We start from the raw sequence: 24,007 nt of genomic DNA on the forward strand, positions 1-24,007 counted from the left end.
AAGGGGTCGTAGCGGCTTGCCCGCCGGAGCGCCCCTCGGTGCGCTAGGCCCGGGTATCTCGGATTCAAAGACAACTTTGTCATCAAACTCAAGGGTGCTATTCGCGCCCTTGTCATATCAACGTTGTTCTTCCAGTATCAACGGCCAATGAACATAGCTTTGCCAATGACTTTCCTGATCCAGCGCCTCCGCCCGTAGCGGGTGCTGTTCCAGCCAACCTGGCGGCAGGATCACCGTCAGCTCATCATCATTATTGGCACGCAGGCGTACCGCCGGCAGCGTATCGTCGCGGCGACGGCTGGCGAAGATGATGGCCAGGCGTAAAATCCGGCATAAACGTTGCGCCGTACGCGGCGGCAGGGCGTTTTGCTGGCTCAGCAGTGGCAGATCGATAGTGTTGCTCTGGTTTTGCAGCAGGGTGGCCAGCAGTTTTTTCTGCGCCGGGGTGAAACCGGGTAAATCCAGATGGCGGATCAGGTAGGCTGCGTGTTGCGGCGCCTGTTTGAAATCAACGCTTAGGCCGATTTCGTGGATCAGACAGGCGCTGTGCAATAACTCGCGACATCGCGCATCCAATTGCCATTCATTGCTCACCTGCTGCGAGAAGTTGGCGGCCAGTTGGCTGACGCGCTCGGCTTGCTCGGTATCCAACAGATAACGTCGTTGCAGGTTGCGAATGGTACGGCTGCGGATGTCCTGTTCGACCGGCAGATGCAACATGCCGTAGACCAGTCCTTCGCGCAGTGCGCCGCCGGCCAGCATCATGCTTTCGATGCCCAGCTCCTGGAAAATCGCCAGCAGGATCGACAGCCCGCTTGGGAACACCAGAGCCCGCTCCAGCGTCAGCCCTTCAATTTCCAACTCTTCCAGCTTGCCGCACTGAATGGCACGCTGTTTCAATTGGCGCAGTTTGGACAGGGTGATGCGTTCATCCATGCCCTGTGCCACCATGATTTCCTGCAGCGCCTGGACGGTGCCGGAAGCACCAACGCAGACTTGCCAACCGTGCTGACGCAGCTGTGGCGCGATGGGACGCACCATTTCACGTGCAGCCTGTTCGGCCCGCTCGAAATTCTCCAGCCCCAGATTACGATCGCTGAAGAACCGCTCCAGCCAGGTGACACAACCCATCGACAGGCTGTACAGCTGAGCCGCCTGTGCGCCGGTACCGGTAACCAGCTCGGTGCTACCGCCGCCGATATCGACCACTAAACGCTGATCCGGGCCGCCGGTAGTATGGGCAACGCCGTGGTAGATCAGCCGTGCTTCTTCTTCACCGCTGATCACCTGGATCGGGCAGCCGAGAATTTGCTCTGCGGTTTGCAGAAACTCATCGGCATTGGATGCCAGACGCAGCGTAGCCGTGGCGACCACTCGGATCTGTGCGCGTGGAATGTCCTGCAGGCGTTCGGAGAACAACTTCAGGCATTGCCAGCCGCGCTGCATGGCTTCATGCGACAGGAGATTGTTTTGATCCAGCCCGGCAGCCAGACGCACCTTGCGCTTGATGCGCGCCAAAGTCTGAATACTGCCGGCCACCTCGCGCACCACCAACATGTGGAAGCTGTTGGAGCCAAGGTCGATAGCGGCATAAAGTGCGCTGGAACTGAGCATGGTCTATCAGCCTGAACGTTTACGGTTATTGCGTGGCGCACCGCCACGACGTGGCGCGGAGTTACGGCGTGGGCCGTTGCCGCCGCGTGGGCGTGCCAGGCGTTTCGGCGCAGGCAGGTCACTCAATAACGCATCACTGTTGTACTTGCTCACCGGAATGCTGTGACCGGTATAGGTTTCGATCGCCGGCAGGTTGAGCGCGTACTCTTCGCAAGCCAGGCTGATGGAATGACCGCTTTCGCCGGCACGGCCGGTACGACCGATACGGTGAACGTAGTCTTCGCAGTCGTCAGGCAAGTCGTAGTTGAAGACGTGGGTAACCAACGGAATATGCAGGCCGCGGGCAGCGACGTCGGTGGCGACCAGAATATCGAGGTTGCCCTTGGTGAAGTCATCGAGAATACGCAGGCGTTTTTTCTGCGCCACATCGCCGGTCAACAGGCCTACGCGGTGACCATCGGCAGCCAGATGGCCCCAAACGTCTTCACAGCGGTGCTTGGTGTTGGCGAAGATGATGCAGCGGTCAGGCCACTCTTCTTCGATCAACGTCTGCAGCAGACGCATTTTTTCTTCGTTGGACGGGTAGAACAATTCTTCTTTAATGCGGTGGCCGGTTTTCTGTTCCGGTTCCACTTCAACATATTCAGCGTTGTTCATCTGCTCGAAAGCCAGCTCGCGTACGCGATAGGAAAGGGTGGCAGAGAACAGCATGTTCAGGCGTTGATCGACCGCAGGCATGCGGCGGAACAACCAGCGAATGTCTTTGATAAAGCCCAGATCGTACATGCGGTCGGCTTCATCCAGCACCACAACCTGGATCGCGCCCAGATCGATATAGTTCTGTTTGGCGTAATCAATTAAACGACCGGTAGTTCCCACCAGGATATCCACGCCGCTTTCCAGCACTTTCAGCTGTTTGTCGTAGCCATCGCCGCCGTACGCCAGACCCATTTTCAGGCCGGTGGACTGGGACAGGGCTTCCGCATCGGAGTGGATCTGCACCGCGAGTTCACGCGTTGGCGCCATGATCAAGGCGCGCGGCTGGTTGATCTTGCGATCCTGTTTCGCCGGGTGAGAAAGCAAATAGTGAAAAGTAGACGTTAAAAATGCCAACGTCTTTCCGGTACCGGTTTGCGCCTGACCTGCAACGTCACGCCCAGAGAGCGTGAGCGGCAATGCTAACGCCTGGATAGGCGTGCAATGTTGAAACCCTTTCTTTTCAAGGGCTTCAAGGACTAACGGGTGCAGGGCGAAGTCGGAAAACTTCTGTTCGGTCAAGTGTGTTTTGCTCATAGTGTGGTAGAATATCAGCTAACTATTGCTTTACGAAAGCGTATCCGGTGAAATAAAGTCACCTTAGGTTGGTTAATGCTACACCAACAAGGTAGACACAATCCTTTGGAGTAGAACATGAGCGATAAAATTATTCACCTGACTGACGGCAGCTTCGACACCGACGTGCTGAAAGCTGAAGGGCCAATCCTGGTCGATTTCTGGGCTGAATGGTGTGGGCCGTGCAAGATGATTGCTCCGATTCTGGATGAGATTGCCGAAGAGTTCGAAGGCAAGCTGACCATCACCAAGCTGAATATCGACCAGAACCCGGCAACCGCACCCAAGTACGGTATCCGTGGTATCCCTACGCTGTTGCTGTTCAAGAACGGTGAAGTGGCCGCGACCAAGGTTGGTGCGCTGTCCAAAGGTCAGCTCAAAGATTTCCTTAACGCGAATCTGTAATCGGGCGGGAAGCCCTATGCCCAATGGATGTGATGCGGCGGCTAAAAACGCTGCTGCGTGAGAGACAACGGGGATATACAGGCGTCTGGCGGGGATGTTCAATTCACCGCTAGACGCCTGCCCAGAAGCGTGTTAAGTTTAACCATACTGCATATAGAACTTGCCCGAAGTTTTAAATCTAAAGAGTCTAAATCTAAAGCTTTACTCTGTGTTGAACCGCTGGCGTTGAAAGAAAAAATGAACTCAGCCCGCGTTTTAGCAATCAAAAGGTTTTGCAAAATCAATTTTAAGGTACCTTCGATCTTAAACCGTCATTGCGCGCGTCCTCTGTAAGCCATTTCTTACCGTGACGGCTCAGCGCCCGGTGATCGAACGTCCAGTAAACAGGCACGAATATCCAATGGATTTCAAGGCGTGGCCAGTCGGCAACCGAATGCGTCTCCGCAGCTTAGTTCGCTAAGTTTTGGGATGAACAAGGGAAGCCAACGCAACCACCAGAAAGCCGGAAGAGATATCCCGCTGCCATACCATTCACGATGTAAGTTCGAGACATACCCCGAGTTTAAGAACCCACCACTATGAATCTTACCGAATTAAAGAATACGCCGGTTTCTGAGCTGATTACTCTCGGCGAAAATATGGGGCTGGAAAACCTTGCCCGCATGCGCAAGCAGGACATTATCTTCTCTATCCTTAAGCAACATGCGAAAAGTGGAGAAGATATCTTCGGCGATGGCGTGTTGGAGATATTGCAGGATGGATTTGGTTTCCTCCGTTCTGGAGACAGTTCCTACCTTGCAGGCCCCGACGACATCTACGTATCCCCTAGCCAAATCCGCCGTTTTAACCTCCGTACAGGTGACTCCGTTTCCGGTAAGATTCGTCCGCCAAAAGAAGGCGAGCGCTACTTTGCCCTGTTGAAAGTTAACGAAGTTAACTACGACAAACCGGAAAACGCCCGTAGCAAGATCCTGTTCGAAAACCTGACCCCACTGCATGCCAACTCCCGTCTGCGGATGGAACGCGGCAACGGCTCAACCGAAGACCTGACAGCACGCGTGCTGGACCTGGCTTCGCCGATTGGTCGTGGTCAGCGTGGTCTGATTGTTGCTCCGCCAAAAGCCGGTAAAACCATGCTGCTGCAGAACATTGCGCAGAGCATCGCTTACAACCATCCAGACTGCGTGCTGATGGTCCTGCTGATCGACGAACGTCCGGAAGAAGTGACCGAGATGCAGCGTCTGGTGAAGGGTGAAGTTATCGCTTCTACCTTTGACGAGCCGGCATCTCGCCACGTTCAGGTTGCAGAAATGGTGATTGAGAAGGCCAAGCGTCTGGTTGAGCACAAGAAAGACGTGATCATCCTGCTTGACTCCATCACTCGTCTGGCGCGTGCCTACAACACCGTGGTACCGGCTTCCGGTAAAGTGTTGACCGGTGGTGTGGATGCCAACGCCCTGCATCGTCCCAAGCGTTTCTTCGGTGCGGCACGTAACGTTGAGGAAGGCGGCAGCCTGACCATCATCGCTACCGCGCTGGTCGATACCGGGTCGAAAATGGACGAAGTTATCTACGAAGAGTTTAAAGGTACCGGCAACATGGAATTGCATCTGGCGCGTAAAATCGCCGAGAAGCGCGTATTCCCTGCTATCGATTACAACCGCTCTGGTACCCGTAAAGAAGAATTACTCACCACCTCTGAAGAACTGCAGAAAATGTGGATCCTGCGTAAAATCATTCACCCAATGGGTGAGATTGATGCGATGGAATTCCTCATTAACAAGTTGGCCATGACCAAGACCAACGATGAATTCTTCGATATGATGAAGCGCTCATAATGACGATGCGCTCATAATTGAGTAAATATTCCAAGAACGCCACGCCTAGTCGTGGCGTTTTTTGCTTTTGGAAGATACGATAAGTAACAGAAATGGAAACGTAAGTTATTTTCGTGACTTACTGAGAATTCATCTTATTTGCGGTCGGCGTTTCGTCGTTCGCGCATTGTTACTGCCGAAACAGCGGGCAAACACGGTGGAATAAGAATGAATGGCTGTCGTCATAGGAAATGACTGAAAGGTAGCGGGATACCATGGCGCAACCTGTCGCCCGTGTTAAGCTGCCTTATCTTCTACAGAGATCTTGTTAACTGTGAACTTACTCACTATGAGTACTGAAATTCTATTTGTTTTCCTGTTTTCTTTGGCTTTTCTCTTTGTTGCCCGTAAAGCAGCAAAACGTATTGGTCTGGTTGATAAACCTAATTACCGTAAACGCCATCAGGGGCTGATCCCTCTGGTCGGAGGTATTTCTGTTTATGCCGGGCTGTGCTTCGCCTTTCTTATCTCTGACCAAACGATTGCGCATGGCAAACTCTACCTCGCTTGCGCGGGGATATTAGTGTTCGTTGGTGCTCTTGACGATCGTTTCGATATCAGCGTGAAAATTCGTGCGCTGGTTCAGGCACTGGTCGGCATCGCGATGATGGTTTTCGCTGGGCTTTACCTGCGCAGTTTGGGTCATGTGCTGGGCGATTGGGAAATGCTGCTGGGGCCGTTTGGCTACCTGGTTACGCTGTTTGCCGTTTGGGCAGCCATCAACGCTTTTAACATGGTTGACGGTATTGATGGCCTGCTGGGTGGGCTGTCGTGCGTGTCTTTCGGTGCGCTGGGCGTGTTGTTGTACCTGAGCGGTCATTCTGACCTGGCCTTCTGGTGCTTCGCAATGATTGCCGCCATCGTTCCTTATATTCTGCTTAACCTCGGCATTCTTGGCCGCCGGTATAAAGTGTTTATGGGGGATGCCGGTAGCACGCTGATCGGTTTCACCGCCATTTGGCTATTGGTGCAAAGTTCGCAGGGCAAAGCTCACTCCATCAATCCGGTTACCGCGTTGTGGATTATTGCCATCCCGCTGATGGACATGATTGCGATCATGTACCGCCGTTTACGCAAAGGGATGAGCCCTTTCTCTCCAGACCGCCAACACATTCACCATTTGATTATGCGCGCAGGCTTTACGCCACGGCAGGCTTTCGTGTTGATTACCCTGGCGGCAGCCTTGCTGGCGGCTATCGGCGTGCTTGGCGAACGCCTTACTTTTATCCCTGAATGGGTGATGTTGGCATTATTCTTGCTTGCCTTCTTCTTGTACGGCTACTGCATTAAACGCGCCTGGCGTGTTGCACGTTACATTAAGCGTATCAAGCGTCGTCTGCGGCGTTCGAACGGCAATAAGCAAGTATCTTAACCAGAGGCTTTTGGGCAGTGATGAATCCAGAAACAAGGTCTGACAAGAATATCCCGGCGGTGGATAACGAACTCGATATCCGCGGCCTGTGCTGCACCCTGTGGCGTGGTAAGCCATGGATTATCGGTATTGCGGTGTTATTCGCCGTGGTAGCGCTGATGGTTTCCTACCTGGTGAAACAGGAGTGGAGTGCGACGGCGATTACCGATCGGCCAACAGTGAATGCGTTGGGGGGATATTATTCCCAGCAACAATTCCTGCGTAATCTGGACGTGCGGACCATGCCGGCCGCCAGCACCGATCAACCCGGCATTGCTGACGAAGCCTATAATGAATTCATTATGCAGTTGGCGGCCTACGATACGCGTCGCGATTTCTGGCTGCAGAGCGATTATTACAAGCAGCGCCAGGAAGGCGATGCAGCTGCCGATGCGGCATTGCTCGACGAACTGATTAACAATATTCAGTTCACACCGCGTGATGATAAAAAAGTGCCGAACGACGGCGTGAAGCTGACGGCGGAAACGGCGGCGGATGCCAACCGTCTGTTGCGTCAATATGTGGCGTTCGCCAGTCACCGCGCTGCGCAGCATTTGAACGAAGAGATCCAGGGTGCCTGGGCGGCCCGTACCACCTCGATGAAGGCGCAGGTCAAGCGTCAGGAAGCGGTGGCGGCGGCAGTGTATAAGCGTGAATTGAATACCATTCAACAGGCACTGAAGATTGCCGAGACGCAGGGTATCAGCCGGACTCAGACCGATACGCCGACAGAGCAACTGCCGGACTCCGACCTGTTCCTGCTGGGTAAACCTATGCTGCAGGCGCGTTTGGAAGGGCTACAGGCTTCAGGGCCAACCTTCGATCTCGATTACGATCAAAATCGTGCGATGCTGTCGACATTAAACGTCGGCCCGACGTTGGACGAGAAGTTTCAGACTTACCGCTATTTGCGGACCCCGGAAGAACCGGTAAAACGTGATAGCCCACGGCGGATATTCTGGTTGATCATGTGGGGCGCGATGGGTGCTTTGGTTGGCGCAGGTGTTGCCCTGGTGCGTCGGCCGCGTAATTAAAAATAATATAATAATTCGCTGAAGGGCGCATAAGCGCCCAATTCGCAGGTACGCCTGCGGTTAACCGACAATAAGAGATTCGCTGTGAAAGTGTTGACTGTTTTCGGCACCAGACCTGAAGCCATCAAAATGGCCCCGCTGGTACATGCCCTGGCTCAGGATGAAGCCTTTGAATCAAGAGTCTGCGTTACGGCACAGCATCGTGAGATGTTGGATCAGGTATTGCGGTTATTTGAGATAGTGCCTGATTACGACCTGAACATCATGAAGCCCGGCCAGGGATTGAGTGAGATCACCTGCCGTATTCTGGAAGGCCTGAAAGGCGTTCTTGAAGAATTCAAACCGGACGTGGTGCTGGTTCATGGTGATACCACCACCACGCTGGCGACCAGTTTGGCGGCGTTTTACCAGCGTATCCCGGTTGGGCACGTAGAGGCGGGTCTGCGCACCGGCGACCTTTACTCCCCATGGCCGGAAGAGGCTAACCGCAAGCTGACCGGCCATCTGGCGATGTATCATTTTGCCCCGACGGAAAACTCGCGTCAGAACCTGTTGCGTGAATTGTTACCGGACGATCATATCTTCGTCACCGGCAACACGGTGATTGATGCATTGTTCTGGGTACGAGATCGGGTGATGGGTGATGCTGCATTGCATGACAGCCTGGCACAACGCTACCCGTTCCTGGATGCCGACAAAAAATTGATCCTGGTGACCGGCCACCGTCGTGAAAGTTTTGGCGGCGGGTTTGAGCGGATTTGCAGCGCGCTGGCAGAAATTGCCCGCACTCATCCCGATGTGCAGGTGGTGTACCCGGTGCATCTCAATCCCAACGTTAGCGAGCCGGTCAACCGCATTCTGAAAGGGATCGATAACATCATCCTGATCGACCCGCAGGATTACTTGCCCTTTGTGTACCTGATGGCCAACGCTTATATGATCCTGACCGACTCTGGCGGTATTCAGGAAGAGGCGCCGTCATTGGGCAAACCGGTGCTGGTGATGCGCGATACCACCGAACGGCCGGAAGCGGTCGATTCGGGTACGGTGCGTCTGGTGGGAACCGACGTAGCCAAAATTGTTGATGCGGTTACCCAGTTGCTGACGGACGAAGACGAATATCACGCCATGAGCCGGGCGCATAACCCTTACGGTGACGGGCATGCCTGCCAGCGTATTCTCGAAGCTTTGAAGAATCATCAGGTGACACTATGAGTTTTAACACTATTTCGGTTATCGGCCTGGGTTACATCGGTCTGCCAACGGCGGCGGCGTTTGCCTCCCGCAAGAAAAAAGTGGTGGGCGTAGATGTTAACCAACATGCGGTGGATACCATTAATCGCGGCGCGATCCACATCGTTGAACCCGATCTGGATAAAGTGGTGAAAGACGCGGTCGACGGCGGCTACCTGCAGGCGGTGACCAAACCCCTGGCGGCAGATGCTTTCCTGATTGCGGTGCCAACGCCGTTTAAAGGTGACCATGAGCCGGATCTGGCCTATGTAGAAGCTGCGGCCAAATCTCTGGCACCGGTGCTCAAAAAGGGCGATCTTGTTATCCTGGAATCCACCTCTCCGGTCGGCGCCACCGAGCAGATGGCGCAGTGGCTGGCCGAGGCGCGCAGCGATCTCAGCTTCCCGCAGCAGGCGGGTGAAGCCGCTGATGTGAATATCGCTTATTGCCCAGAGCGCGTTCTGCCAGGGCAGGTGATGGTTGAGCTGATTCAGAACGACCGCGTTATTGGCGGCATGACGCCAAAATGTTCGGAGCGCGCCAGCGCGTTGTACAAGATTTTCCTCGAAGGCGAGTGTGTCATTACCAATTCACGTACTGCAGAGATGTGCAAACTCACCGAAAATAGCTTCCGTGATGTGAACATCGCCTTTGCCAACGAACTGTCGTTGATTTGCGCCGATCAGGGCATCAATGTCTGGGAGCTTATTCGCTTGGCCAACCGCCATCCGCGGGTGAATATCCTGCAGCCAGGCCCTGGCGTCGGTGGCCACTGCATCGCGGTCGACCCTTGGTTTATCGTGTCGCAAAACCCGCAGCAGGCACGTTTGATTCATACTGCGCGTCTGGTGAATGACGGAAAACCTTTGTGGGTAGTGGATCGCGTGAAAGCGGCCGTTGCCGACTGTCTGGCGGCGACCGACAAGCGCGCTTCAGAAGTGAAAATTGCCTGTTTCGGCCTGGCCTTCAAGCCAAATATCGACGATCTGCGTGAAAGTCCGGCGGTGGAAGTGGCCCATCTGATTGCCGATTGGCACGTGGGAGAAACGCTGGTCGTTGAGCCGAACGTGGAACAGTTGCCGAAATCGTTGGTAGGCCACGTGACGCTGAAAGAGTTGCCAGAAGCGCTGCAGCAGGCGGATGTGATCGTGATGCTGGTCGATCATAAGCAATTCAAGGCGATCAAGCCGGAAGAAATTACGCAGTCCTGGATCGTGGATACCAAAGGGGTTTGGCGTTGAAACGTATTTTAGTCACTGGAGGCGCCGGCTTTATTGGCTCCGCAGTCGTGAGGCATATTATCGAAGCCACGCAGGACAGTGTCCTGGTGCTGGATAAGCTCACCTACGCGGGCAATCTGGAGTCGCTTTCGGTGGTTGCCGATAATCCTCGTTATTCGTTTGAACAGGTGGATATCTGCGATCGCGCGGCGTTGGATCGGGTGTTTGCCGAGTATCAGCCGGACGTGATCATGCACCTGGCGGCGGAAAGCCATGTCGATCGTTCGATCGACGGCCCGGCGGCCTTTATTGAAACCAATGTGGTAGGCACTTATACCATGCTGGAGGCGGCCCGCCATTATTGGCAGCCGCTGGACGCGGCAAAGAAGCAAAGCTTCCGTTTCCACCACATTTCCACCGACGAAGTGTATGGCGATCTGCACGGTACGGACGATCTGTTTACCGAAACCACGCCTTACTCGCCAAGCAGCCCATATTCGGCTTCCAAGGCTTCCAGCGACCATCTGGTCCGCGCCTGGCTGCGTACTTATGGCCTGCCGACCCTGGTCACCAACTGTTCCAATAACTACGGCCCCTATCACTTCCCGGAGAAACTGATCCCGTTGGTGATCCTCAATGCCGTTGCTGGTAAACCCTTGCCGGTGTATGGCAACGGGGCGCAGGTGCGTGATTGGCTGTATGTCGAAGACCACGCTCGCGCGTTGTACCAGGTGGTTACCGAAGGTGTGGTAGGTGAAACCTACAATATTGGCGGCCACAACGAGCGTAAGAATATTGAAGTGGTACAGACCATCTGCGACCTGCTTGAAGAGTTGGCGCCGAACAAACCACAGGGCGTGGAGAAATACCGCGACCTGATTACCTACGTCAAGGATCGTCCGGGCCATGATATGCGCTACGCGATCGATGCCGGAAAGATTGACCGGGAGCTGGGCTGGCGCCCGCAGGAAACCTTTGAAAGCGGCATCCGCAAAACGGTTTCCTGGTATCTGAACAATGAAACCTGGTGGCGTCGCGTTCAGGACGGTTCCTATACCGGTGAACGTTTAGGTTTATCCGACTAAATTTAGCGAGGCCACCGCTTAAGCGGTAGCCCTGTGGATTCTGGAGTGAGTATGAAAGGTATTATTCTGGCGGGCGGTTCCGGCACACGCTTGCATCCGATTACCCGCGGCGTATCCAAACAGCTATTACCTATTTACGACAAGCCGATGATTTATTATCCACTGTCAGTTTTGATGCTGGCGGGGATCCGCGACATTTTAATCATCTCTACCCCAGAAGATTTACCCTCGTTCAAACGCTTATTGGGCAGCGGCGAAGAGTTCGGCATTAACCTCAGTTATGCCGAACAACCCAGTCCTGACGGCCTGACGCAGGCATTTTTGATTGGCGAAGAATTCCTCGCCGGCGAGCCGAGCTGCCTGGTGCTGGGTGACAACATTTACTTTGGCCAGGGCTTTAGTCCGAAACTGAAGACGGTTGCCGCCCGTACGCAGGGCGCTACCGTGTTCGGTTATCAGGTAATGGATCCCGAGCGCTTTGGCGTGGTGGAGTTTGATGATAATTTCCGTGCGCTGTCGATCGAAGAAAAGCCGAAAGCGCCTAAATCCAATTGGGCGGTGACCGGGCTGTATTTCTACGACAGCCAGGTTGTGGAGTTCGCCAAACAGGTGAAACCTTCGGAGCGCGGAGAGCTGGAGATCACCAGCATTAACCAGATGTACCTGGAGCGTGGCGAACTGACGGTTGAACTGCTGGGGCGCGGCTTCGCCTGGCTGGATACCGGCACACATGACAGCCTGCTGGAAGCCAGCAGCTTTGTGCAGACGGTGGAAAAACGTCAGGGCTTTAAAATTGCCTGTCTGGAAGAGATTGCCTGGCGTAACGGCTGGCTGGACGATGAGGGCGTGAAACGCGCCGCACAATCGTTGCTCAAAACCGGTTATGGAAAATATCTGCTGGATCTGCTGCATGCACGCCCACGCCAGTATTGAGCCATTAGCCTGGGAAACCGAGTTTTTCGCCCTTAATAGCGCCAAACTCAACTTCTCAACGGCGGCTCCGATGCTCACCGAGGCCGAACTGGATGCCTACGCATTAGTGCAGGCCAAAATTCCGGCGCATCAGACTGCTTTGGTGGACGGCTTGACCCGTTTGGGCTTCCAACTGGTTGAGGGTGAAGTCGATCTGGTGCTGAATATCGGCACGGAATGTGCATCACTTCATACCGAGGTTACGCAGGCCATTCGCCCGGCGGTGCCGGCCGATATCCCGATGTTGCGCGCAGCGGCAGCCGGCGTATTCACCGCCAGCCGTTTCCGCGCCCCCTGGTATCACTCCCAGGATAGCGGCCGCTTTTATGCCGAATGGATAGAAAAGGCGGTATTGGGAACCTTTGACCATCAATGCCTGCTGGTACTCGACGATACTGGGCAGCCGGAAGGCTTTGTCAGCCTGCGCGAACTCGGTGGCCAGGAGGCCCGCATTGGTCTGCTGGCGGCGTTCCCCGGCGCAGCAGGCAAAGGAATTGGCTCTCGATTAATGGCGGCGGTTATTGCCGAGTGCCGTCAACGGTCACTGCTGCGTCTGCGGGTTGCGACCCAGTTCGGTAACATCGCCGCGTTACGGCTCTATCAACGACAGGGTGCTGCTATTGAAAGCACCTCGTATTGGTTATACAGAGGAAGACATGATCCCATTTAACGCACCACCGGTTGTTGGCACTGAACTTGACTATATGCAGGCTGCGATGGGCAGTGGCAAGCTGTGTGGTGACGGTGGATTTACCCGTCGTTGCCAGCAGTGGATGGAACAGCGTTTTGGCAGCCCGAAGGTGCTGTTGACGCCGTCCTGCACCGCCTCGCTGGAGATGGCGGCGATCCTGCTGGATATTCAGCCGGGCGATGAAGTGATCATGCCGAGCTTCACCTTTGTTTCAACCGCCAACGCCTTCGTGCTGCGTGGTGCCACCGTGGTGTTTGTCGATCTGCGTCCGGATACCATGAACATCGATGAGAGCAAGATCGAAGCGGCCATCACCGATAAGACCCGTGCCATTGTACCGGTGCATTACGCCGGTGTTGCCTGCGAGATGGACACCATCATGGCGCTGGCGGAAAAATACAAATTGTATGTAGTTGAAGATGCGGCACAGGGCGTGATGTCCACCTACAAGGGGAAAGCGCTGGGTACCATCGGTCATATTGGCTGCTTTAGCTTTCACGAAACCAAAAACTACACCGCAGGCGGTGAGGGTGGCGCCACGCTGATTAACGATCCGACGCTGATTGATCGGGCGGAAGTCATTCGTGAGAAAGGCACCAACCGCAGCCAGTTCTTCCGTGGGCAGGTGGATAAGTACACCTGGCGTGATATCGGCTCCAGCTATCTGATGTCGGATCTGCAGGCCGCGTATCTGTGGGGCCAACTGGAAGCGGCTGACCGCATCAACCAACGCCGTCTGGCGCTGTGGCAGAAGTATTACGACAGTTTCCTGCCGCTAGCCAAGGCGGGCCGTATCGTGCTGCCGAGCATCCCGGCGGACTGCGTGCAGAATGCGCATATGTTCTATATCAAACTGCGCGATGTTGAAGACCGTACGGCGTTTATCGATTATATGAAAGAAGCCGAGATCATGACGGTATTCCATTACATCCCACTGCATGATTGCCCGGCGGGCGATCGCTTTGGCCGCTTTGCCGGGGAAGATCGCTTCACCAGCCAGGAGAGCGCGCGGTTGGTACGTTTGCCGCTGTTCTACAATATGACTGATGTCACTCAGCGCACGGTGATCAATACCATTCTCAACTTCTTCGCCTGATATGTCGCTGGCAAAAGCATCGATTTGGACCGCCGGCTCTACGCTTATCAAGATTGGCGTGGGGCTGTTGGTGGTGAAACTGCTGGCGGTGGCCTTTGGCCCCAGCGGGGTGGGGCAAGCGGGTAACTTCCGCCAGTTGATTACCGTGCTGGGCGTGCTGTCCGGTGCCGGGATTTTTAACGGCATCACAAAATACGTTGCCGAATATCATCAGGATCCGCAGCGGTTGCGGCTGGCTGTTGGCACAGCGTCGACCATCGTGCTGGGTTTTTCCACGCTGTTGGCGCTGGTGTTTCTGTTCGCGGCGGAGCCTATCAGTATCGGGCTATTCGGCCATGCTGATTATGTCGGCGTAGTGCGGGCGGTGGCGTTTATTCAGATGGGTATTGCTTACGCCAACCTGTTTATGGCGGTGCTGAAGGGCTACCGCGATGCGATGGGCAATGCGCTGGCGGTGATTGGCGGCAGCCTGATTGGCGTGGTGGCCTACTACCTGTGCTTCAAGCTGGGCGGTTATGAAGGTGCGCTGGCGGGGTTGGCATTGGTACCGGCATTGGTAGTGTTGCCCGCCGGTTTTATGCTGTGGCGACGCAAAACCCTGCCGCTGAGCTATTTGGCGCTGGCATGGGACAAGGCGCTGGCCAGCCATCTCGGCAAGTTCACCATTATGGCGCTGATCACCTCAGTGACGCTGCCGGTGGCCTATGTGATGATGCGTAACCTGCTGGCAAGCCATTACAGTTGGGAAGAGGTGGGGATTTGGCAGGGCGTCAGCAGCATTTCCGACGCGTATCTGCAGTTTATTACCGCCTCGTTTACCGTCTATCTGCTGCCAACGCTGTCGCGGTTAAAGGAAAAAAGCGCTATCTCTCAGGAGATTGTGCGCTCACTAAAATTTGTGCTGCCTGCGGTGGCGGCAGCAAGCTTCACGGTCTGGTTGCTACGCGATTTCGCTATCTGGTTGCTGTTTACGGACAAGTTCGTCGCGATGCGCGATTTGTTCGCCTGGCAACTGGTGGGGGATGTGCTGAAGGTGGGTGCTTATGTATTTGGCTACCTGGTTATTGCCAAGGCGTCGCTGCGTTTTTATATCCTGACCGAAGTCAGCCAGTTCCTGCTGTTGACGCTGTTCTCGCATTGGTTGATCCCTTTGCACGGCGCGCTGGGTGCGGCACAGGCCTACATGGCAACCTACATCGTGTATTTCACGCTCTGTAGCTGCGTATTTATTCTTTATCGTAGACGAGTATGACTACACTGATTCACGTATTGGGATCTGACATCCCGCATCACAATCAGACGGTGCTGCGTTTCTTCAACGACGTGTTGGCGAAGCGCTTGCCGTCCGATCAGACACGCCATTTCATGGTGGCTGCCAAAGATACCGCTGCGTTAGGGCCGTTCCCCGAGCTGAACCTTGAATGTCATCCGGACAAGAAAAGCCTGGCGATGGCGGTTATAGCCCGTGCTCAGGCCGATCGCGACCAGCGTTTCTTCTTCCATGGGCAGTTTAACCCGACGTTGTGGCTGGCATTGCTGAGCGGCAAAATCAAAGCCCATCAGGTCAGCTGGCATATCTGGGGCGCTGACCTGTATGAAAACGCCACCAGTTGGAAATTCCGCCTGTTCTATTTGCTGCGCCGCATTGCACAAGGCCGCGTCGGACGCGTGTTCGCTACCCGTGGCGATGTGATCCACTATCAACAGCGGCATGCGCGTGTGCCTGCCTCCCTGCTGTATTTCCCGACGCGGATGGATCCGGCATTGACCGGTATCAGCGTCGAGAAAAATCTGGCCGGGCCGATGACTATTCTGGTGGGTAACTCCGGCGATCGCACCAACCGGCACGTTGAGGCACTGAAAGCGATTCATCAACAGTTTGGCGCGGATGTGCGCGTGATCCTGCCGATGGGTTATCCGGCCAACAACGAGGCTTATATTGAACAGGTCCGCGCTGCCGGGCTGGCGCTGTTCAGTGCCAGCAATCTGCAGGTGCTGACGCAGCAGGTGGCGTTCGACGACTACCTGAACATTCTGCGCGAGTGCGATCTTGGCTACTTTATCTTTAACCGCCAGCAGGGTATCGGCACGCTTTGCCTGTTGATCCAGTTTGGCGTGCCGTTCGTGCTGAGCCGGCAGAACCCGTTCTGGCAGGATCTGGCGGAGCAGCACCTGCCGGTGCTGTTCTACGGTGATTCTCTGGATGAGGCGGTAGTGCGTGAAGCGCAGCGCCAACTGGCGTCAGTGGACAAGCAGGCGATCGCCTTCTTTAATCCCAACTACGTTGATGGCTGGCAACAGGCATTGGCCCTGGCGGCAGGGGATAACTCATGACGCTGGCGCAATTTGGCGGGTTATTTGTCGTCTACCTGATTGGCACGTTGTTTGTTCTGACGTTGACCTATCAGGAGTTTCGGCGCGTCCGTTTTAACTTCAACGTGTTCTTTTCGCTGTTGTATTTGCTGACGTTTTACTTCGGCTTCCCGCTGACCTGCCTGCTGGTGTTTCAGTTTGACGTTGAGGTGGTGCCGGTCGAGTTCTTGCTGTATGCCATCCTCTCGGCCACCGCGTTTTATGCGATTTACTACGTCAGCTATAAAACCCGGCTGCGCAAGCGTAGTGTGCAACCGCGTAAAGCGGTATTCAGCATGAACCGGGTTGAAACCCATCTGACCTGGATTTTACTGGCATTGGTGGCGATCGTTACCGTCGGCATTTTCTTTTTGCAAAACGGTTTTCTGCTGTTCAAGCTCAACTCATACAGCCAGATTTTCTCCAGTGACGTGTCGGGCGTGGCGCTCAAGCGGTTCTTCTATTTCTTCATTCCGGCGATGCTGGTGGTGTATTTCCTGAAGCAGGATCTGCGAGCCTGGTTCTTTTTCCTGGCGGCGACGGTAGCTTTTGGCATCCTCACCTATGTGATTGTTGGCGGCACCCGCGCCAATATCATTATCGCTTTCTCGCTATTCCTGTTTATCGGTATCGTGCGCGGCTGGATCTCGCTGTGGATGCTGGTTGCTGCGGGGGTGTTCGGCATTGTCGGCATGTTCTGGCTGGCGTTAAAGCGCTACAGCCTGGACGTCAGTGGCCCCGAGGCGTTTTATACCTTCCTCTATCTGACGCGTGACACCTTCTCGCCGTGGGAAAATTTGGCGTTGCTGCTGCAAAACTACGACAAGATTGATTTCCAGGGGCTGGCACCGATAGTGCGTGATTTCTATGTGTTTATTCCGAGCTGGCTGTGGCCGGGCCGACCGGACACGGTGCTCAATACCGCCAACTATTTCACCTGGGAAGTGCTGGATAACCATTCTGGCCTGGCTATCTCACCGACGCTGATCGGTTCGCTGGTGGTGATGGGCGGCGCGCTGTTTATTCCTGTCGGCGCGGTGCTGGTGGGCATGATCATCAAGTGGTTCGACTGGCTGTATGAGATGGGCAAAAGCGAATCGAACCGTTATAAAGCCGCCATATTGCAGGGCTTCTGCTTTGGCGCGGTATTCAACATCATCGTATTGGCGCGAGAAGGGGTGGATTCGTTTGTCTCGCGGGTGGTGTTCTTCTGCCTCATTTTCGGCGTCTGTTTGCTGATGGCAAAATTGCTGTACTGGCTGTTTGATACTGCCGGATTGATTAAGGCGCGAGTGCAGCGTTCGCGAACGCTGACACCGCCTGCTTCTTCTGTGCGGGCCGACGGCCTTTTGTAAGGGTAATAATAAGATGGAAGCAAAAATCTCGGTTCCCAAATATGAGCTGCGCGGTTTCAGCCTGTGGGGATTTCGCGATATGGCGCAATGCATGGATTTTCTGTTTGATGGCGGCCGGGTCAAGCGCGGCACGCTGGTTGCCATGAACGCCGAAAAAATCCTGACGGCAGAGCAGGATACTGAGCTGCATGCCTTGCTGGACGAGGCGGAGTATAAGTATGCCGACGGCATCAGCATGGTGCGCTCAATCCGCCGTAAATATCCGGGTGCCGACGTGTCTCGGGTAGCGGGAGCCGATCTGTGGGAAGCGCTGATGCAGCGCGCCGGACGTGAGGGAACGCCGGTGTTTCTGATTGGTGGCAAACCCTCGGTACTGGCAGAAACCGAACAGAAGCTGCGCAGCCAGTGGAATGTGAATCTGGTCGGTAGCCAGGACGGTTATTTCAAGCCGGAGCAACGTGAACCCCTGTTTGAACGTATCCGTGCCAGCGGGGCCGCCATAGTAACGGTCGCGATGGGATCGCCAAAACAGGAGATCCTGATGCGTGACTGTCGCAAGGTGCATCCGCAAGCGCTGTATATGGGCGTAGGCGGGACCTACGACGTATTTACCGGGCACGTTAAGCGTGCGCCAAAGGTCTGGCAGAACCTCGGCCTGGAATGGCTCTACCGGCTGCTCAGCCAGCCGAGTCGTCTTGGGCGCCAACTGCGGTTGCTGAAGTTCGTGAGTTACTATTATCGCGGCAAGATGTAATCAAGGCGTTGGGGCGGATTTTTCTGCCCCGACGCAATGAGTTGTTTAATTAATCTGCTTTGTGGCCAATTATCCAGCACTCTATAACCTCAGCCGCTAAACCCCTCCATGTTTATTCCATAAAGTTTTAAATTGCGGTTTGCTTATAGCGGCAAAATGCGAAACGATACCGCCCAGAAATTATCCCCAGCTGTTGGCGCCAGATGTGGCCGCATTGAACGACGTTTTTCTCCGCCGTAAGACCGTCCTATCACAAGCTGATGTCCGCCAGAGCGGCGGGAGATGATTTACGCTATTTTTCAATAAAACAATAACGACCGGTAACGGCCGGCATGCAGACACAATCAAAAGAATATTATCGAGGATTTATGCCACACACTGAAAAACCGCAAGGACTACACCGGGGGCTGGAAGCCCGGCATATCGAGCTGATTGCTCTGGGCGGCACCATTGGCGTTGGCCTGTTTATGGGCTCGGCCAGCACGCTGAAATGGGCGGGGCCGTCGGTATTATTGGCTTATATCATCGCCGGGCTGTTCGTGTTCTTTATTATGCGTTCGATGGGCGAGATGCTGTTCCTTGAACCGGTCGCAGGCTCCTTTGCCGTTTATGCACATAAATACATGAGTCCTTACTTTGGCTATCTGACGGCCTGGGGCTATTGGTTTATGTGGATTGCCGTCGGCATCTCGGAAATTACCGCCATTGGGGTCTACGTGCAGTTCTGGTTCCCGGAGATCCCGCAGTGGCTGCCGGCGCTGATCGCGGTGGCGATGGTAGCGCTGGCTAACGTGGCGGCGGTACGCCTGTACGGCGAGCTGGAGTTTTGGTTTGCCATGATTAAGGTGACCACCATCATTGTGATGATTCTGGTGGGGCTGGGGGTGATCCTGTTTGGCTTTGGCAATGGGGGGCAGCCTATCGGTTTTGCCAACCTGACCGAGCACGGCGGTTTCTTTGCCGGCGGCTGGAAGGGCTTCCTGTTTGCGCTGTGTATTGTCGTGGCGTCCTATCAGGGGGTTGAGCTGGTCGGCATTACCGCCGGTGAGGCCAAGAACCCGCAGGTGACGCTGAAACGCGCGATTAACAACATCCTGTGGCGCATCCTGATCTTCTACGTCGGTGCCATTTTTGTCATTGTCACCATCTTCCCATGGAACGGTATCGGCACCACCGGCAGCCCATTTGTACTGACCTTTGCCAAAATCGGCATCGTTGCCGCTGCCGGTATCATTAACTTCGTGGTGCTGACCGCCGCACTCTCTGGCTGCAATAGCGGTATGTATAGCGGGGGACGCATGCTGTATGCGCTGGCCAAAAACCGTCAACTCCCTGCCTCACTGACCAGGCTGTCTGCCAGCGGCGTGCCGGTGAACTGTATTGCCGTGACCATCGCCTGTCTGTTGGTCGGCTCTGGCTTGAATTATCTGATCCCCAACCCGCAGGCGGTATTTGTCTATGTCTACAGCGCCAGCGTGCTGCCGGGTATGGTGCCGTGGTTTGTGGTGCTGATTAGCCAGCTGTATTTCCGCCGTGCCCATAAGGAAGCGATCAAAACCCACAGCTTTAAGTCGATCATGTTCCCCTATGTGAACTATCTGACCATCGCTTTCCTGGTCTGCGTGCTGATTGGTATGGGAATTAACCCGGATACTCGTATTTCTTTGTTGGTCGGGGCGATATTCTTGGCGGCAGTCAGCCTGTGCTACTTTGTTTTCGGTATGCACAAGAAACATCATCCGGCTGAAAAACGGACAGAAACCCAGCAATAACCGGTGAAAAGGGGCTGCGGATAGCCCTTTCCTGCGCGGGACTGAGCAAAGCGTAATCAAACGCGACATTTCTGCGAAAAAGCACTAGACAGGATTGGGTTAAAACCGTAGTATCCCCTCCCGCAACGGCGCTATGCGCCCGTAGCTCAGCTGGATAGAGCGCTGCCCTCCGGAGGCAGAGGTCTCAGGTTCGAATCCTGTCGGGCGCACCATTAAGTTTGTGTGCAAGAGCTGCGGTGGTAGTATTACCGCGTGAAGTAGTTAAGAAGTAATGGTGGCTATAGCTCAGTTGGTAGAGCCCTGGATTGTGATTCCAGTTGTCGTGGGTTCGAGTCCCATTAGCCACCCCACTTCCTAAGAGAAGTGAAGAATTGTAAGCTGTTTTGTGACTGTGCGAAGGTGGCGGAATTGGTAGACGCGCTAGCTTCAGGTGTTAGTGTTCTTACGGACGTGAGGGTTCAAGTCCCTCTCTTCGCACCACACACAAAATGTCTAATAAATTTAATATTTACATAGACATAAGCGATAAAATTCGGTAGTATCTGCAACAAGAAATCGGCGAGTAGCGCAGCTTGGTAGCGCAACTGGTTTGGGACCAGTGGGTCGGAGGTTCGAATCCTCTCTCGCCGACCACATTCAAGAAAACCCGCTTTTAGCGGGTTTTTTTACGTCTGTAGTTTATAGGATGAGCACCTCCGAAGGAGGTTTGAGCCGAGCGCAGCGAGACAACGTTGCTTTAGCAACGGCCCGCAGGGCGGCATCGCAGATGCAGTAATCCTCTCTCGCCGACCACATTCAGAAAAGCCCGTTCAGCAATGAACGGGCTTTTCGCTTTCTGCCATTCGGCAAATCTCGGCATCTTCCTGCTGTCCTTGCTTTGGGTTTCTGGAGCCGTGTTGGTTTTCAGCGACATCGGCATGGCGCATTGTCGCCAGGTTGAGACATATAACATTATGATTTAATACGATAAAAATCACTTTGGCTTAAGTCGTCGTTATAAGGCGACATATCTGCTGGGGCCAGGGGGAGAGTGGGTTTATATCCGATGAGAGGCGATAAATTTAATATGACGATTAAATCTCTTTTAATTCAAATAATTAAATTTTTTCTTTCAAGCTAAATGGCACTTTTCCCAAAGTTGGCACGCCAAGTGCAATATCTATTTCGTAGATGCTCATTCCACCTCTTATGTTTGCCTTAGGCTTCATAAACCCTGGGAATGACGCAGAGCCGATTTAAGGTGCCTATTGCCCACCAGAACGATGTCAGCGTTGCTTGCAGCCGCAGACATCACACTCCGGGCATAACGTTGAGTGAGGCACCGCCCCTGTTGTCCTAGACCTGATTGCTTTTTTATACACTTGCCACCGCGGCAAGTGTTTTTTTTTGCCTGAATATAAGCGACAGGCGAAAAAAAACGCGGCAACCATGCCGCGCTTTGATCTTTCGATAATGCCGTTATGACTCGCCGTTCTGCTTCAGGGTCAACATCAGACCTTCGCGACGCATTTGGGCCGCTTCGTCTGAGCGGTGCAGCTTATCCAGCACGTCCGCCAACCAGGCGTAGTCGTAGGCATCCGGGCGCTGTTTCAGTGCTTCCCGGAATGCATCGGCAGCCTGTTGCCATTCGCCGTGTTTCATCAACAGCTGACCCAGCGTGCTGTTGAGCAGCGGTGTGGCACCGTGTTGCTTCACCTGCTGACGCAGCGCTTTTTCCAACTGCTGCGGATTGCCGGACTTCAGGCGCGGGATCAACAACACCAGACGCTCATCGTACTGACGCTTCAGGCTATCGAGTACGATTTCCTGCGCCAATTCATGGTCATTGCATTCGATCAGGTGATCCACCATCGCAATTTGCAGCGGAACCTCATGGCGAGTTTTGCGGCTCTGATCTTTCCACCAGCGTTTCAGACCCTCGCTGCCTTCATCTGCCATGGCCTGATTCATCAAGCCAATATAGGCCTGCTGCTGCAGGGCCTGCAGCTCAGCCTCGGTATGCAGGTTGATCTTGCTCATCGACGGCAGGATCTCCAGCAACGAGGCAAAAGCGCCGGTGCGCAGATAAGCCAGCTCGGCCAGACGCAACACTTCCGGGTGACGCGGCGCCTGGTTCAGCAGGCGATCGACACCGTGACGTGCGGCATGGTTTTCGCCCTGCGCCAGTTGGATACGCACGCGAGTGATATCTACCGGCAACTGGTCGGTGTCGGCGGCTTCGGCGGCGCGTTCCAGGTATTGGTTAGTGCGGAAATCGTCACCGCGTTGCTGCGCGGCCTCGGCGGCCAGCAGGTAGTTCACCACCGGCTGTTCGGCGTGATCGGCGTTGCGCGTCAGCAGTTTTTCGACCTGCTTGTAATCGCCTTCAGCCAGTTTGATCAGCGCGGCCTTGGTCTGCTTGCGCGCACGGCTACGTTTACGCCCCAGGAACCAGCCGCGGGTATGAGCACCGGTGCGGAAGATGCGGCGCAGGATCCATTCGATCACCAGCAGCACGACAAACAGCAGGACGCCCATGATCACCAGGCCGGTGACGCTGGTTTCGATATTGTAGTTATCGGTCTGAATCAGCACATAGCCCTGATGGCCGGCCAACATCGGCCCGACCACCACGCTGGCGATCAGCACCAGGAACAGAAATAGCACGCGTAACATGGCTTATCCCTCCTGATGAGCGGCAGGGGACTGGGTCATCAGATTACGCACCCGGGTCTGCATCAGTTTTTCCAGCAGTGGCTGGCTTTTCAACTGGTCCGGCACGTCCATGGTGATTGACTGCTGGCTCAGGGCATCCAACTCTTCCAGGAAAGCTTTCGTGGCCGGGTCGGTGGTATCAAAGTAGGCGCGGATCCAGGTCGAGATGGTTTCCAGCGACTGTTTATACACTTCGTTCTGGTGGCGTGGGATCGCCTGAGCGGCAACCAGCAGGCGCGAACGGATATTCTCGCGCAGGTAAATGTCCTGGTTCGGCGCCAGCAACGGTTCTGCACTGCTATCACGGCGGCGAACGGTAATAAAGTCGGCCATAAAGTTGTGCCAGCTTTTGGTCAGATTTTGTCGCCACTCGCTAATCGAACTCGACAGCTCACCGCTGTCCTGATCCATCGGCGCTTCGTCACTGTCGTTATCCGCCAGGCGAAGGTTATCAACCTGATTGGATAACTGATTGGTCTTGAGGATGATACCGTCGAAATCTACCTGAGTCAGGGTGGACAGCGTGCTGACGTCTTCGGTGATGGCCCGACGAACCTCGAGCAGGCTCGGATCGTTCATGTCTGCCAGGCTGGCATCGGCACTTTTCAGCAGGGCGGCGGCGGTAGTCACGTCCTGATCGCTCCACAGTTTACGGCCGGCCATTTTCACCAGGAAGTCGGCCTGCGCCAGTAACCAGGTTTTGGCGTCGCTGCCGGAGATGATGGCGACTTTTTCTTGCAGTTCACTCAGTTGTCGCGTCAGGGTCGCTTGCTCGCGGTCGGCGGCATCCAGCGTTTTTCCCTGTTGCTGCAACAGGCCTTCCAGCGCGTTTTTTTCCTGCTGTTGGCTCTGTTTCAGCGCTTCGAGCTGCTGCTGCAAGTTTTGATTGGCGGTGATCAACTGCTGTGCCTGTCGATGTGTGTGGTAATAGCCACCCGCGCCAAGGGCAATAACCAGCACGATGGCGATCGCGCCCAATATCGGGCCGGTATTTTTACCTTTACGCTGGTTAGCGTCTGGTGGCTTGGGGCTATCAGCCACTGGGGTTGGCTCTTCAACCGGGGCGGAGGGGGTATTTTGTTCCGTCATAGTGGCACATCCCATAGTCAG

The 24,007-nt window shown here is 54.8% G+C and carries 19 protein-coding genes, 4 tRNA genes and 1 other RNA gene; 20 read left to right on the forward strand and 4 right to left on the reverse strand.

Annotated elements, in window-relative coordinates; all coding sequences use genetic code 11:
* Positions 1–117: 117 nt before the first annotated feature.
* Both ppx and rhlB read right to left on the reverse strand, forming a co-directional pair.
* Entirely contained in the window at positions 118–1,614 is a 1,497-nt protein-coding gene (gene ppx / locus ACNT1W_RS02955; protein WP_017891253.1) for an exopolyphosphatase, read from the reverse strand.
* Between the two features lie 6 nt (positions 1,615–1,620).
* A complete protein-coding gene (gene rhlB / locus ACNT1W_RS02960) occupies positions 1,621–2,907 on the reverse strand; it encodes an ATP-dependent RNA helicase RhlB (RefSeq protein ID WP_012004630.1) in 1,287 nt (428 codons plus the stop codon).
* 117 nt (positions 2,908–3,024) lie between these two features.
* Between rhlB and trxA the strand changes: the two genes are divergently transcribed.
* The 20 genes from trxA to ACNT1W_RS03060 all read left to right on the forward strand — a co-directional run bounded on the left by trxA (position 3,025) and on the right by ACNT1W_RS03060 (position 20,995).
* On the forward strand, positions 3,025–3,351 hold the full coding sequence (gene trxA / locus ACNT1W_RS02965; RefSeq protein WP_012004631.1) for a thioredoxin TrxA: 327 nt from the start codon (positions 3,025–3,027) through the stop codon (positions 3,349–3,351).
* A gap of 578 nt (positions 3,352–3,929) precedes the next feature.
* Positions 3,930–5,189 (forward strand): transcription termination factor Rho, encoded by a 1,260-nt coding sequence (rho, locus tag ACNT1W_RS02970; RefSeq protein WP_004950874.1) that lies wholly within the window; start codon positions 3,930–3,932, stop codon positions 5,187–5,189.
* Positions 5,190–5,502: 313 nt separating this feature from the next.
* Positions 5,503–6,600, forward strand: coding sequence for a UDP-N-acetylglucosamine--undecaprenyl-phosphate N-acetylglucosaminephosphotransferase (wecA, locus tag ACNT1W_RS02975; RefSeq protein WP_112349379.1), 1,098 nt, complete (start codon positions 5,503–5,505; stop codon positions 6,598–6,600).
* Between the two features lie 20 nt (positions 6,601–6,620).
* Positions 6,621–7,673, forward strand: a complete 1,053-nt coding sequence (wzzE, locus tag ACNT1W_RS02980; RefSeq protein WP_012004633.1) for an ECA polysaccharide chain length modulation protein — start codon at positions 6,621–6,623, stop codon at positions 7,671–7,673.
* Positions 7,674–7,757: 84 nt separating this feature from the next.
* Positions 7,758–8,888 (forward strand): non-hydrolyzing UDP-N-acetylglucosamine 2-epimerase, encoded by a 1,131-nt coding sequence (wecB, locus tag ACNT1W_RS02985; RefSeq protein WP_115183450.1) that lies wholly within the window; start codon positions 7,758–7,760, stop codon positions 8,886–8,888.
* Positions 8,885–10,147, forward strand: coding sequence for a UDP-N-acetyl-D-mannosamine dehydrogenase (gene wecC / locus ACNT1W_RS02990; protein ID WP_261099611.1), 1,263 nt, complete (start codon positions 8,885–8,887; stop codon positions 10,145–10,147). Before wecB ends, wecC begins: the two co-directional genes overlap by 4 nt.
* The gene (rffG, locus tag ACNT1W_RS02995) at positions 10,144–11,211 is read left to right on the forward strand and encodes a dTDP-glucose 4,6-dehydratase (protein ID WP_419246401.1); all 1,068 of its coding nucleotides are present in this window, start codon (positions 10,144–10,146) and stop codon (positions 11,209–11,211) included. Before wecC ends, rffG begins: the two co-directional genes overlap by 4 nt.
* A gap of 51 nt (positions 11,212–11,262) precedes the next feature.
* Positions 11,263–12,144: a glucose-1-phosphate thymidylyltransferase RfbA gene (gene rfbA, locus ACNT1W_RS03000; RefSeq protein WP_419246402.1), complete on the forward strand. Its 882-nt coding sequence runs from the start codon at positions 11,263–11,265 to the stop codon at positions 12,142–12,144.
* A complete protein-coding gene (gene rffC, locus ACNT1W_RS03005; protein WP_419246403.1) occupies positions 12,122–12,853 on the forward strand; it encodes a dTDP-4-amino-4,6-dideoxy-D-galactose acyltransferase in 732 nt (243 codons plus the stop codon). The genes rfbA and rffC overlap by 23 nt, the downstream gene beginning before the upstream one ends.
* Complete coding sequence (rffA, locus tag ACNT1W_RS03010) at positions 12,840–13,970, forward strand: dTDP-4-amino-4,6-dideoxygalactose transaminase (protein WP_419246404.1); 1,131 nt, start codon at positions 12,840–12,842, stop codon at positions 13,968–13,970. Before rffC ends, rffA begins: the two co-directional genes overlap by 14 nt.
* 1 nt (position 13,971) lies before the next feature.
* Positions 13,972–15,222 carry a lipid III flippase WzxE gene (gene wzxE, locus ACNT1W_RS03015; protein ID WP_115183447.1) on the forward strand — a complete coding sequence of 417 codons (1,251 nt, stop codon included), beginning with the start codon at positions 13,972–13,974 and terminating at the stop codon, positions 15,220–15,222.
* Positions 15,219–16,304 (forward strand): TDP-N-acetylfucosamine:lipid II N-acetylfucosaminyltransferase, encoded by a 1,086-nt coding sequence (locus ACNT1W_RS03020; RefSeq protein ID WP_115183446.1) that lies wholly within the window; start codon positions 15,219–15,221, stop codon positions 16,302–16,304. Before wzxE ends, ACNT1W_RS03020 begins: the two co-directional genes overlap by 4 nt.
* Positions 16,301–17,677, forward strand: a complete 1,377-nt coding sequence (gene wzyE / locus ACNT1W_RS03025; RefSeq protein WP_012004642.1) for an ECA oligosaccharide polymerase — start codon at positions 16,301–16,303, stop codon at positions 17,675–17,677. The genes ACNT1W_RS03020 and wzyE overlap by 4 nt, the downstream gene beginning before the upstream one ends.
* Positions 17,678–17,690: 13 nt before the next feature.
* Positions 17,691–18,431: a lipopolysaccharide N-acetylmannosaminouronosyltransferase gene (wecG, locus tag ACNT1W_RS03030; protein WP_012004643.1), complete on the forward strand. Its 741-nt coding sequence runs from the start codon at positions 17,691–17,693 to the stop codon at positions 18,429–18,431.
* 368 nt (positions 18,432–18,799) lie between these two features.
* Complete coding sequence (gene thrP / locus ACNT1W_RS03035) at positions 18,800–20,203, forward strand: bifunctional threonine/serine APC transporter ThrP (RefSeq protein WP_017891265.1); 1,404 nt, start codon at positions 18,800–18,802, stop codon at positions 20,201–20,203.
* A 135-nt stretch (positions 20,204–20,338) separates the two neighbouring features.
* Positions 20,339–20,415 (forward strand) — tRNA-Arg (locus ACNT1W_RS03040).
* Positions 20,416–20,477: 62 nt separating this feature from the next.
* Positions 20,478–20,553: transfer RNA gene (locus ACNT1W_RS03045), tRNA-His, on the forward strand.
* Between the two features lie 43 nt (positions 20,554–20,596).
* Positions 20,597–20,683, forward strand: a tRNA-Leu gene (locus ACNT1W_RS03050).
* A 76-nt stretch (positions 20,684–20,759) separates the two neighbouring features.
* Positions 20,760–20,836: transfer RNA gene (locus tag ACNT1W_RS03055), tRNA-Pro, on the forward strand.
* 31 nt (positions 20,837–20,867) lie between these two features.
* A non-coding RNA gene (locus ACNT1W_RS03060) (RtT sRNA) lies at positions 20,868–20,995 on the forward strand.
* A gap of 666 nt (positions 20,996–21,661) precedes the next feature.
* On the opposite strand, the gene hemY is transcribed toward ACNT1W_RS03060, so the two are convergent.
* Positions 21,662–22,858: a protoheme IX biogenesis protein HemY gene (gene hemY, locus ACNT1W_RS03065; protein WP_115183445.1), complete on the reverse strand. Its 1,197-nt coding sequence runs from the start codon at positions 22,856–22,858 to the stop codon at positions 21,662–21,664.
* A gap of 3 nt (positions 22,859–22,861) precedes the next feature.
* The gene (hemX, locus tag ACNT1W_RS03070) at positions 22,862–23,986 is read right to left on the reverse strand and encodes a uroporphyrinogen-III C-methyltransferase (RefSeq protein WP_135344756.1); all 1,125 of its coding nucleotides are present in this window, start codon (positions 23,984–23,986) and stop codon (positions 22,862–22,864) included.
* Between the last annotated feature and the right edge of the window lie 21 nt (positions 23,987–24,007).

Origin of the sequence: Serratia sp. NFX21, assembly GCF_048517035.1 — a bacterium.
Lineage (GTDB): Bacteria > Pseudomonadota > Gammaproteobacteria > Enterobacterales > Enterobacteriaceae > Serratia > Serratia quinivorans.

Excerpts from the sequence above, each read along its gene's own strand:
- wzxE (WP_115183447.1), top strand. The coding sequence starts at position 13,972 with ATGTCGCTGGCAAAAGCATCGATTTGGACCGCCGGCTCTACGCTTATC.
- wzzE (WP_012004633.1), top strand. The coding sequence starts at position 6,621 with ATGAATCCAGAAACAAGGTCTGACAAGAATATCCCGGCGGTGGATAAC.
- ppx (WP_017891253.1), bottom strand. The coding sequence starts at position 1,614 with ATGCTCAGTTCCAGCGCACTTTATGCCGCTATCGACCTTGGCTCCAAC.
- hemY (WP_115183445.1), bottom strand. The coding sequence starts at position 22,858 with ATGTTACGCGTGCTATTTCTGTTCCTGGTGCTGATCGCCAGCGTGGTG.
- rffA (WP_419246404.1), top strand. The coding sequence starts at position 12,840 with ATGATCCCATTTAACGCACCACCGGTTGTTGGCACTGAACTTGACTAT.
- wecC (WP_261099611.1), top strand. The coding sequence starts at position 8,885 with ATGAGTTTTAACACTATTTCGGTTATCGGCCTGGGTTACATCGGTCTG.
- rffC (WP_419246403.1), top strand. The coding sequence starts at position 12,122 with ATGCACGCCCACGCCAGTATTGAGCCATTAGCCTGGGAAACCGAGTTT.
- rhlB (WP_012004630.1), bottom strand. The coding sequence starts at position 2,907 with ATGAGCAAAACACACTTGACCGAACAGAAGTTTTCCGACTTCGCCCTG.
- wecG (WP_012004643.1), top strand. The coding sequence starts at position 17,691 with ATGGAAGCAAAAATCTCGGTTCCCAAATATGAGCTGCGCGGTTTCAGC.
- thrP (WP_017891265.1), top strand. The coding sequence starts at position 18,800 with ATGCCACACACTGAAAAACCGCAAGGACTACACCGGGGGCTGGAAGCC.
- rfbA (WP_419246402.1), top strand. The coding sequence starts at position 11,263 with ATGAAAGGTATTATTCTGGCGGGCGGTTCCGGCACACGCTTGCATCCG.
- wzyE (WP_012004642.1), top strand. The coding sequence starts at position 16,301 with ATGACGCTGGCGCAATTTGGCGGGTTATTTGTCGTCTACCTGATTGGC.
- trxA (WP_012004631.1), top strand. The coding sequence starts at position 3,025 with ATGAGCGATAAAATTATTCACCTGACTGACGGCAGCTTCGACACCGAC.
- hemX (WP_135344756.1), bottom strand. The coding sequence starts at position 23,986 with ATGACGGAACAAAATACCCCCTCCGCCCCGGTTGAAGAGCCAACCCCA.
- rho (WP_004950874.1), top strand. The coding sequence starts at position 3,930 with ATGAATCTTACCGAATTAAAGAATACGCCGGTTTCTGAGCTGATTACT.
- ACNT1W_RS03020 (WP_115183446.1), top strand. The coding sequence starts at position 15,219 with ATGACTACACTGATTCACGTATTGGGATCTGACATCCCGCATCACAAT.